Origin of the sequence: Pseudomonas sp. NFX15 (assembly GCF_049132105.1) — a bacterium.
In the GTDB taxonomy this organism is placed as follows: domain Bacteria; phylum Pseudomonadota; class Gammaproteobacteria; order Pseudomonadales; family Pseudomonadaceae; genus Aquipseudomonas.
This window is the reverse complement of record NZ_JAFMPV010000034.1, coordinates 43196-53992: the sequence shown is the minus strand read 5'-3', so window position 1 is coordinate 53992 and position 10797 is coordinate 43196. Positions and strand designations below refer to the sequence as shown.

General features: G+C 59.4%; 7 protein-coding genes and 1 tRNA gene. 4 read left to right on the top strand and 4 right to left on the bottom strand.

Translation table 11 applies throughout. The features are described 5' to 3' along the window. Positions 1-134: 134 nt before the first annotated feature. The gene (gene dibA / locus J1D76_RS24925; protein WP_421141018.1) at positions 135-2069 is read right to left on the bottom strand and encodes a phosphodiesterase DibA; all 1935 of its coding nucleotides are present in this window, start codon (positions 2067-2069) and stop codon (positions 135-137) included. A gap of 146 nt (positions 2070-2215) precedes the next feature. Here dibA and desA point away from each other — a divergent pair, with 146 nt between their 5' ends. Both desA and J1D76_RS24915 read left to right on the top strand, forming a co-directional pair. Further along, entirely contained in the window at positions 2216-3400 is a 1185-nt protein-coding gene (desA, locus tag J1D76_RS24920; protein WP_421141017.1) for a delta-9 fatty acid desaturase DesA, read from the top strand. Between the two features lie 266 nt (positions 3401-3666). Next, the gene (locus tag J1D76_RS24915) at positions 3667-4656 is read left to right on the top strand and encodes a sensor domain-containing diguanylate cyclase (RefSeq protein WP_421141015.1); all 990 of its coding nucleotides are present in this window, start codon (positions 3667-3669) and stop codon (positions 4654-4656) included. Positions 4657-4755: 99 nt separating this feature from the next. Here the strand turns inward: J1D76_RS24915 and J1D76_RS24910 are convergent, their stop codons facing one another. From J1D76_RS24910 to gabD, 3 genes are all read right to left on the bottom strand, one after another. Next, positions 4756-5970 (bottom strand): HDOD domain-containing protein, encoded by a 1215-nt coding sequence (locus J1D76_RS24910; protein WP_421141014.1) that lies wholly within the window; start codon positions 5968-5970, stop codon positions 4756-4758. 135 nt (positions 5971-6105) lie between these two features. Further along, positions 6106-7383, bottom strand: a complete 1278-nt coding sequence (gene gabT / locus J1D76_RS24905) for a 4-aminobutyrate--2-oxoglutarate transaminase (protein ID WP_421141013.1) — start codon at positions 7381-7383, stop codon at positions 6106-6108. 198 nt (positions 7384-7581) lie between these two features. Beyond that, on the bottom strand, positions 7582-9024 hold the full coding sequence (gene gabD / locus J1D76_RS24900; RefSeq protein WP_421141010.1) for an NADP-dependent succinate-semialdehyde dehydrogenase: 1443 nt from the start codon (positions 9022-9024) through the stop codon (positions 7582-7584). Positions 9025-9373: 349 nt separating this feature from the next. On the opposite strand from gabD, the gene J1D76_RS24895 reads away from it, so the two are divergent. Continuing rightward, positions 9374-9450 (top strand) — tRNA-Arg (locus tag J1D76_RS24895). 252 nt (positions 9451-9702) lie between these two features. Further along, positions 9703-10716 carry a virulence RhuM family protein gene (locus J1D76_RS24890; RefSeq protein WP_421141009.1) on the top strand — a complete coding sequence of 338 codons (1014 nt, stop codon included), beginning with the start codon at positions 9703-9705 and terminating at the stop codon, positions 10714-10716. The last annotated feature ends 81 nt before the right edge of the window (positions 10717-10797 follow it).

Genomic DNA, 10797 nt, shown 5'->3' with positions numbered 1-10797 from the left:
CTACAGAGGGCGGTGTCGTTTACAGCATCGACATACGCCACAAATCCACCGTAGGAGCTGGCTTGCCAGCGAAGGGGCCGTCCGACTCGGCATCTTCACAGGCTGACACACCGCCTTCGCGGGCAAGTGCTCTCCTACAGGATTTGTGGATGACCGATCGCTGGCGCGTGCATCCAGTCGAGTTGCGCCGCCGGCATCGGCCGGCCGAACCAGTAACCCTGACCCAGATCGCACCCGTGATCGAGAAGGAAAGCGGCCTGCTCGACCTGCTCGATGCCCTCGGCATGCACTTGCATGCCCATGCTCTTGGCCAGCGCAATGATCACCCGCGAGATCGCCGCGTCGTCCTCATCCCACGGCAAGCCGGCGACGAAGCCCTGGTCGATTTTCAACTTCTGCACCGGCAGGCGCTTGAGCCGCAACAGTGATGAATAGCCCGTGCCGAAATCGTCGATGGCCAGGCGCACGCCCAACTCACGCAGACGATGCATCTGCTCCAGCGCGACTTCCGGGTCCTCCATCACGGCGCTTTCGGTGACTTCCAATTCCAGGTAGGCCGGATCCAGCCCGGTATCACGCAGCACCTGCGCCACCTGCTGATACAGCTCCCGCCGGGCGAACAGGCGCGAGGAAACATTGACCGCGACGAAGGACAGCACCACCCCGTCCTGCTGCCATTGGCACATTTGCCGGCACGCCTGCGCCATGACCCAGGCGTCGATCTCGGCAATCAGACCGGTACGTTCGGCGACCGGGATAAATTGCCCCGGTGACACCAGACCCCGCTGCGGATGCTGCCACCGCACCAACGCTTCGACGCCAATCAGCCGACTGGTTCCGAGGTCGTGAATCGGCTGGTAATAAACCCGCAGCTCTTGCTGCTCCAGGGCGCGGTGCAATTCGAACGCGAGTTCGACCCGCTGCTGGGCGTGGGCCGTTAGCTCTTCGGTGTAGAGGGCATAGCCGTTGCGACCTGTGCTCTTGGCCTTGAACAGTGCCGAATCAGCGTTACGCAGCAGTTGCTCGGCACTCAAGGCATCGCTGGGAAACAGGCTGATGCCGATGCTGGTGTTGATGAACAGTTGATGCCCATCGATCAGGAACGGCTCTTTCAAGCCATCGATAATCCGCTGGGCCAACGCAGCAGCCTGAACCAGTTGCGGGCAACTTTCAGCGAGCACGGCGAACTCATCACCGCCCAGCCGTGCCAGGGTAATGCCCGGGCCGAACATGCCACTCAAACGCTCGGCCACACCCTTGAGCAATTGGTCGCCGATGGTGTGTCCGAGGCTGTCGTTGATCATCTTGAAGTGATCGAGATCGATCATCAGCAGTGCGCAGCCGCGCTTGTGGGCCTGCGCCGAGGCGAGTGCCTGCTCGGCGCGGTCGGTGAACAGCAGGCGGTTGGGCAGGTCGGTGAGCGGATCGTGGTGCGCCAGGTGCATTAATTCGTGTTCGGAGTTCTTGATCGCACTGATGTCGGAAAACACCGCCACGTACTGGCTCGGCTGGCCGTAATCATCGTGAATCAGGCGAATCGTCTGCCATTGCGGGTAGATCTCGCCGCTTTTGCGCCGGTTCCAGATCTCCCCGCTCCACTCGCCCACGCTGTCGAGGGTGGCAAACATCGCCTGGTAAAACTCGGGGGAATGTCGCCCGGACTTGAACAGGTTGGGCCGCTGTCCCAGCACATCCTCGTACCCGTAACCGGTAATCTCCATGAATGCCCGGTTTACATGCACGATGACGCCGTTGCGATCGGTGACCAGCACACCCTCGCGCGTGCAATCGAACACCGCCGCTGCCTGGCGCAGGCGCTCGCGATTGGCATTGCGCTCGTGCATCGTGGCGCCGATCCCCAGGCACCGCAGCAATCGCGCACGGGCAATGAAGATCAACCCGGCGCTGAACAGCACCCAGGCATAACCGTTGATCAGTTGCCATCGCAGTTGCTCGGCGGAGCTATCGAAGAAACTGTTCAATAAATAGCCACTGATCTGCAGCCAAATCACAGAAAGCAACAGATAGAGCAGCGCTGCACGCAAGGCATCGCGATAGGTGGCAGACATCTGGCGATCCATGTCCTTACAAAAAGGTTGGAATTATAGATTAAAGACACATTCAGCCACTCTTATCTGAAAGGGCGACTGGTTTTCTGTGTGGGCTTAGTGATAATGCAACGGCTGTTTTTTCTTTATCGAGGGCCCTATAGCCTATGTGGTACGAAGGTTTTCTTGGCTTGTCGGCCTGGTCACTGGTGGCAGTCACCCTGCTGATGACCCACGTCACGATCATCGCCGTCACGGTCTATCTGCATCGTTACTCGGCCCATCGCTCCCTGGAGCTGAATGGCGGCCTCAAGCATTTCTTCCGTTTCTGGCTGTGGCTGACCACGGCGCAGAACACCCGCGAGTGGACCGCTATCCACCGCAAACATCACGCCAAATGCGAAACCGTCGATGACCCGCACAGCCCGGTCATAAAGGGTTTGTCCACGGTGCTGCGCAAAGGTGCCGAGCTGTATCGCGCCGAAGCGGAAAACCCCGAGACCCTGCGCATCTATGGCAAGAACTGTCCCGAAGACTGGATCGAGCGCAACCTCTACAGCCGTTATCCACTGCTGGGTATTGCGATCATGGCCGTGATCGATTTGCTGCTGTTCGGCACCATCGGTATCACCATCTGGGCCATCCAGATGATGTGGATCCCGGTCTGGGCCGCCGGTGTGGTCAATGGCCTGGGCCATGCCGTTGGCTACCGCAACTTCGAATGCCGCGATGCGGCGACCAACCTGGTGCCGTGGGGCATCCTGATTGGCGGTGAAGAACTGCACAACAACCATCACACCTACCCTAACTCGGCAAAACTGTCGGTGAAGAAGTGGGAATTCGACCTCGGCTGGGCATGGATAAAAGTCTTCAGCTTCCTGCGTCTGGCCAAGGTTCAGCGGGTCGCGCCGATTGCCCATCGCGTCGAAGGCAAGGGCAGCCTGGACATGGACACCGCCATGGCGATCCTCAACAACCGCTTCCAGATCATGGCCCAGTACCGCAAATTGGTGATCGGGCCGCTGGTCAAGCAAGAGCTGGAAAAGGTCGATCACTCGGTCCGCCACCAGTTCCACCGCGCCAAGCGCCTGCTGTCCCGTGAGACCAGTCTGCTGGACGACAAGCACCACGTGCGCATCCAGAACATGCTCGAACACAGCCAGGCGCTGAAGGTGATCTACGAGAAACGCCTGGCCCTGCAGCAGATCTGGGTCAAGACCAGCTCAAATGGCCACGACATGCTCGCCGCCATCAAGGACTGGGTACACGAAGCCGAAGCCAGCGGGATTCAATCCCTGCGCGACTTCGCCGATCAGCTGAAGACCTACTCGCTGCGCCCAACCGCCGCCTGAAAAACCTGTGTGCGAGCCTGCTCGCGAAGCGGCGTGCCAATCAATATTGAGTTGACTGGCATAATCCACTTCGCGAGCAGACTCGCTCCTACAGGGCTTCATGGTCTTGTTGGCCCATCCATACCGCCCGGCGGGCGTCTGCGCCCTCGCCGCACACGGCGGGAACTAAGCTCAAAATCCCCTATCTCAAAGACACTTCGCCATCCCCGGCGGGCTTGGTGTTGGCTGCGCTCGAACCCGCGGCATGCCCTTTGAGATTTGTGTCGATGGCCCAGAAAAATCTGCAAGACCCATCGAGGCCCCATTGGCCCGAAGCCGCGCAAACCCTGATGGCGCTGATGCACGCCGAAGGCGAAGTCGCGCGCCTGAGCGAGCGCGAACAGTTGTTCAGCACGCTGCTGGTGAGCGTCAACGCGGTGCTTTGGGCGCTGGACTGGGAAACCCGCCAGGTGCTTTACGTCAGCCCCGCCTATGAACGGATCTTCGGCCGCTCGGCCGACTTGCTGCTGGCCGACAGCGATCAATGGCGTGACAGCATCTACCCCGACGACCTGGACTATGCCGAGCGTAGCCTCGCCCAAGTGCTGGACAGCGGCGCCGTAGAAGACCGCGAGTATCGGATCGTCACCAGCGATGCCCAGGTACGCTGGCTCAGCGACAAGTGTTTCATCAATCGCCAGGCGGAACCCGGTCAGCCGGTGATCATCGTCGGCATTGCCGAAGACATCACCGACAAGAAGCACATGGAAACCGAGTTGCTGCGCCTGGCCACCACCGACGCGCTGACCCAGAGCAGCAATCGCCGTCATTTCTTCGAATGCGCTCAACAGGCGTTCGAACACGCCCAAGGCAAGGACGAGCCGCTGTCGTTCCTGATGCTGGACATCGATGACTTCAAGATCGTCAACGACACCTATGGCCACCAGGAAGGCGACAACGTGCTGCAACGCATCGCTGAAAGCGGTCGCGCCGCGTTGCGCCGTGGCGACCTGTTCGGGCGCATTGGCGGCGAGGAGTTCGCCGCGGTGTTTCCCGGCTGCACGCCACAGATGGCCCTGCAAGTGGCCGAGCGCTTGCAGCGGGAGATCCAGCGGTTGAGCTTCAGCCATGAAGGCCGCACGTTCGCCATCACCATCAGTCAGGGCCTGACCAGCCTGACCGCCGAAGACCCCAACGTGGAAAGCCTGTTTGCCCGAGCGGATGCCGCGATGTATCAGGCCAAGCGCGAAGGCAAGAACCGAATCGTCACGACCTAAACCTTGTAGGCGCTGGCTTGCCAGCGAAAGCAATGCATCTGACACACCAAGTTGTCCGCCTTCGCTGGTAAGCCAGTTCCTACAGGGTTTGCGTCGAGTTTATTTTTTTCGCAGGCGCATCAGTTCCGGCAAGCCGATCTTGAGCAAGCGCGCCGTCCGGCTCTTCGCCAGGTCTTCGATGCCCTCATGCTCCGTCAGGCGCGCCAGTTGCGCTGCCATGTTCATCACCAGGGCTTCACGGGAATAAACCCCGCCACCGAGCTGGTAGGCCGCCGCAATCAGCTCGCGCAATTCCAGCGGCAGGCGCCAGCGCGTGCGCAGGGCAGAACCGTAGGCCGCGCCGTACTCAGCCAGCGCTTCTCCCACTTCCTCCTGCTCGTCCAGTACGCCACCGGCCTGCTTCCACTCCTGCAAACAGCGCAGCAAGGCCAGGTCACCGAGCCGATGCAACATGCCGGCGCAATAGCAGCGCTCCTGATCCAGGTCGAGCAAGCGCGCCAGCGTGCGGCCGTATTCCGCCGTATGCAGCGACAGCTCCCAGTACCGTTCGGCATAGTCGGCCAGTTGTGGATCGCTGAGCCGGGCACTGCGCTTGAGCGTCAGCCCCAGAATCAGGTTCATGCTCTGCCCGGTGCCCAGGCGATGTAGCGCCTGGGACAGGGTTTGCACGGCAGCACCATGATGCTGGGCCGCGCTGTTGGCTGCCGCGATCAGCACAGCCGTGACCTGCGGATCGGTACGGATTTCGCTCTCCAGCACGCCCAGATCGAGGCCATTGGGGTTGAGGCTGCGCTTGACCGCCACTTGCACGTCGGTCATCAGCGGCGCGCCTTCAGCCAACTCGCGGCGGCGCTCCAGGTACACCGACAACGTCATGCCCGATGCCAGCGCTGGCACTTCGCACGACACTTCTTCGCCGGCATTGAGCAGCAACCCCTGCAAGCGGTGGGTCAGGCTTTCCATGTTCAGCGGTTTGGTCAGGTACGCGGCCGGCGCCAACGGCAAGGCCTCACGCACACTGGCGCTGTCGTTGCGGCTGCTCATCAGAATGAACGGCATCGGCGGTTTGCGTTTGCGCTGGCGGATGCTGCGCAGGACATTCAGGCCATCGACACCGGGCAATTCCCAATCGGCGATCACCAGGTCATAGGGGTTGGTCGCCAACAGCTCCAGCGCTTGCTGGCCATCAGCGCACAAATCCAGCCGCGCATCGCAGCGGACGTTCAACAACACTTCCTTGAGCAGGTCCCGGGACCAGGGGTCGGCCTCGGCGATCAACACTCTTGGAGCGGCGGGTAAAATGACAAGTGTCATACAGCTCTCCCTGGCAATGCAGGAACCTTAGCCAATGCTGGCCTTTCGATACAGCGCTAATGCGCGGGATGTGTTTCAAGGGGCGTAAAAAAACCCGCCGAAGCGGGTTTTTTGTGGATCAGGTCACACGGCGGATCACAACTCGGAGAAGCACTCTTCGATGATCGCCAGGCCTTTGTCCAGTTGCTCGTCCGGCGAGGTCAGCGGTACCAGGACGCGCAGAACGTTGCCGTAGGTGCCGCAGGACAGCAGGATCAGACCCTTGTCGCGAGCCTTGGCCACAACCGCTGCCACGGCAGCCGCGTTCGGTTTGTGGCTGTCGCCGCCTTCGAACAACTCGACCGCGATCATCGCGCCCAAGGCACGGACTTCACCGATCACCGGGTACTTGGCCTGGATGGCCTTCAGGCCGGTTACCAGACGCTCGCCAACCGCTTTGCAGCGATCCAGCAGGTTCTCTTCTTCGAACACTTCCATCACGGCGAGGGCCGCGGCGCAAGCGATCGGGCTACCGGCGTAAGTGCCGCCCAGGCCGCCTGGAGCGATGGCGTCCATGTACTCGGCCTTGCCGCACACACCGGCCAACGGGAAGCCGCCAGCGATGGATTTGGCGAAGGTGGTCAGGTCGGCAGCAACGCCCATCTGTTCCATGGCAAAGAACGTACCGGTACGGCCAGCGCCAGTCTGTACTTCGTCAGCGATCAGCAGGATGCCGTGCTGGTCGCACAGGGCACGCAGACGCTTCATGAATTCTTTCGGCGCAACGTAGAAACCGCCTTCGCCCTGAACAGGTTCCAGGATGATTGCGGCGATGTCGCGAGCTTCAGCGTCGTTCTTGAAGATGCGTTCGATGGAAGCGATCGAGTCGTCGATGCTCACACCGTGCAGTTCGTTCGGGTACAGCGCGCGGAAGATGCCGCCTGGCATCAGGCCCATGCCGGCCGAGTAAGGCACGACTTTACCGGTCAGGCCCAGGGTCATCATGGTGCGACCGTGGTAAGCGCCGGTGAACGCGATTACGCCGGCACGGCCAGTGGCGGCGCGGGCGATCTTGATGGCGTTTTCAACGGCTTCGGAACCGGTGGTCACCAGCAGGGTTTTCTTGGCGAAATCACCTGGCACCTTGGCGTTGATTTTTTCGCACACTTCTACGTACGGCTCGTAGGCCAGCACCTGGAAGCAAGTGTGGGTCAGCTTGTTCAGCTGCTCGGTCACGGCCGCGATGATTTTCGGGTGCACGTGGCCGGTGTTCAGTACAGCGATGCCGCCGGCGAAGTCGATGAACTCGCGACCTTCAACGTCGGTCACGGTGGCGTTCTTCGCGGACTCTGCGAAGATCGGGTGAATCTGGCCAACACCACGTGGAACTGCGTTGGTACGGCGGGCCATCAAATCAGCGTTAGTCTTGCTCATACATTCCTCATTCACCGCTCATCGGGCGGCGTGGTTCAAGGATTAAGCGGCGGGGAACAGCGGCGGCAGCATGCGATGATCGACTGCCACGGCGTTCCCGGCCACCGAGAAAATTCCGTTTGAAGCGGTGCAAAGGGACAGCGCTCTCGTGCCCTTTGCACTTGAAGCAATGCCTGGTCGCAGCTTAGACCTTCGAGCTTAGATGCCCAGGCAGAGGTATTTGATTTCCAGGTAATCTTCGATGCCGTACTTGGAGCCTTCACGGCCCAGGCCCGACGCCTTGATGCCGCCGAACGGCGCGACTTCGTTGGAGATCAACCCGGTGTTGACGCCGACCATACCGTATTCCAGGGCTTCTGCCACACGGAACACACGGCCCAGGTCGCGCGCATAGAAGTACGAGGCCAGACCGAACTCGGTGTCGTTGGACATCGCGATCACATCGGCTTCGTCTTTGAAGCGGAACAGCGGAGCCAGTGGGCCGAAAGTTTCTTCCTTGGCCACGGCGGCGTTGTTCGGCACGTTGGTCAGGATGGTCGGCTCGAAGAAGTTGCCTTCGATGGACTTGCCGCCGGACAGGACGGTGGCGCCTTTGGAAACGGCGTCAGCGATGTGCTCTTGCACCTTGGCAACGGCCTTTTCGTCGATCAGCGGGCCGGTGGTGGTGCCGTCTTCCAGACCGTTGCCGATCTTGAGCTTGGCGACCGCCACTTTCAGCTTCTCGGCGAATGCGTCGTAGACCGAATCCTGAATGTACAGGCGGTTGGCGCAGACGCAGGTCTGGCCGTTGTTGCGGTACTTGGAAATGATCGCGCCTTCAACGGCCTTATCCAGGTCCGCGTCGTCGAACACGATGAACGGCGCGTTGCCACCCAGTTCCAGGGACACTTTCTTGATGTCCTTGGCGCATTCCGACATCAGTTGGCGACCGATTTCGGTCGAACCGGTGAAGGACAATTTGCGCACGATCGGGTTGCTGGTCAGCTCGCTGCCGATGTCGCCGGCGCTGCCGGAAACAACACTGAACACGCCAGCCGGAATGCCGGCACGCTGGGCCAGTTCAGCCAGGGCGAAAGCCGAGAACGGGGTTTGCGAAGCAGGCTTGAGCACCATGGTGCAACCGGCGGCCAGGGCCGGGCCGGCTTTACGGGTGATCATCGCAGCCGGGAAGTTCCACGGGGTGATTGCAGCGGTCACGCCGATTGGCTGCTTGATCACGATCAGGCGCTTGTCTGGCTGGTGGCCCGGAATCACGTCACCGTAGATGCGCTTGGCTTCTTCGGCGAACCATTCGATGAAGGAAGCGGCGTAGACGATTTCGCCCTTGGCTTCAGCCAATGGCTTGCCTTGTTCCATGGTCATCAGGCGAGCCAGGTCGTCCTGGTGCTCGATCATCAGTTCGAACCAGCGACGCAGTTTGCCCGCACGCTCTTTGGCGGTCAGTGCACGCCAGCCCGGCAGCGCTTTGTCAGCAGCTTCGATGGCACGGCGGGTTTCGGCAGCGCCCATTTTCGGCACGGTGCCCAGAATTTCGCCCGTTGCCGGGTTATTGACCTTGATCGTCTGACCATTGTCGGCATCGACCCACGCGCCATTGATGAAGGCTTGCTGGCGGAACAACTGGGTGTCTTTAAGCTGCATGTCGGCTTTCCTTAACAGCACCGCGGCAGGCGCGGAGCAAATTATGATTGTAGAAAGGCGCCTCGATAGGCTGCCGTCAGGGAAATCATTCACCGGGCTGAAGCACATAAATAGCGCACGGATTGGACTCGCGCGGTTCAGCACCCAGACAAGAGCGTTTGAAATCTCAAACGAATCCTAGGATCAAAGGGGGTAAAGGACAATAGGCTGTTCGAAAAAAAGAACGAAAACGTCTCTTTAGCCTCATTTTTCTGATCAGCGTAGCAATCGCCTGTGACAGTCTGGAAAAACACAGCCGATTCAGCAGCATGGACGCCCGCAACGCATATGAGTATCATGGCGCCCGCTTGCACCAGTAGCTCAGCTGGATAGAGTACTGCCCTCCGAAGGCAGGGGTCGTGGGTTCGAATCCCGCCTGGTGCACCATACGTTGTAACGAGAAAGCCCCGGATCGTAAGGTCTGGGGCTTTTTTGTGTCCCGTATTTGGCAATTGCTGCCAAAACCTGAAACACCTAACTTATCCTGCAATTTCTTAAATGCGTTCAATATGGCGATCGACGTCTGAGCGGGTTCACTCGATACGGCTTACAAGAACCAAGGAAGTGACATGGCCAAAATGTGGATAATCCGTGGCGAGTCTGGTCGGCCAAACGCCGAGTCAAGGTCGAGGCCACGTAATGACTAACACCGACCTGATCCTCTATAGCACTGAAGACGGTCAAGCCCATTTCGTACTCCACGAAATAGGCGGCCAGGCATGGTTGACTCAACTTGAACTGGCCGATTTGTATCAGACCACCAAACAGAATATCAGCCTGCACGTTCAGAACATTCTGTCTGAGGGAGAGCTGTCGGAGGAGGCAACCGTCAAGGAAAACTTGACAGTTCAAACCGAGGGTTCGCGTCAGGTCAGCCGTAAGCTAGCGCACTACTCTCTACCCATGATCATCGCCGTAGGCTACCGCGTACGCTCAACCCGGGGCTCGCAGTTCCGCCAGTGGGCCACCCGAACCCTAAGTGAATATATGCTCAAAGGCTTCGTGATGGACGACGCCCGCCTCAAAGATCCTCGCTGGGATTACTTCGATGAACTACTCGAACGCATCCGCGACATACGATCATCGGAGAAGCGCTTCTATCAGAAGGTTCGTGACCTGTTTTCCTTGGCCGAGGACTATCGCGCCAATGAACAGGACACTATGTGGCTATTCGCTGAAGTACAGAACAAGCTGTTTTTTTCAGTGACCGGATACACCGCTGCCGAGTTGATCGTTCATCGCGCTGATGCCAACGTACCCAACATGAACCTGCTCAGCTTCAACGGCGACCGTGTGCGCAAGGCGGATGTGGTGGTTGCCAAAAACTATCTGAATGGTGAAGAACTGGATCAGCTCAACCGCTTGGTCAGCATGTTCCTCGACTTCGCCGAATTACGCGCCAAACAGCGCCAACAGATAAAACTGGAAGATTGGCGGCGCTACATCGACAGCTTCCTGGCCTTCAACGAGCAACCGTTGTTACGCACGGCGGGTAGCGTCAGCCATGAGCAGATGAAAAACGTCGCCCACGAACGTTATGAAACGTTCGATCAAAAACGCAAAAGCGCTGAAGCGCGAGAGACAGACGTTAAAGAGCTTACAGAGCTAGAACACCTGGAGAAGCGCCTGAGTAGCCACAAAAAACCAACCTGATGGCTCCCACGCCTGAGTAACAAGGCGTTAAAAATGGATTTTAAGCGGCTACACGCTCATCTCATCAAGACTGAAAAACAT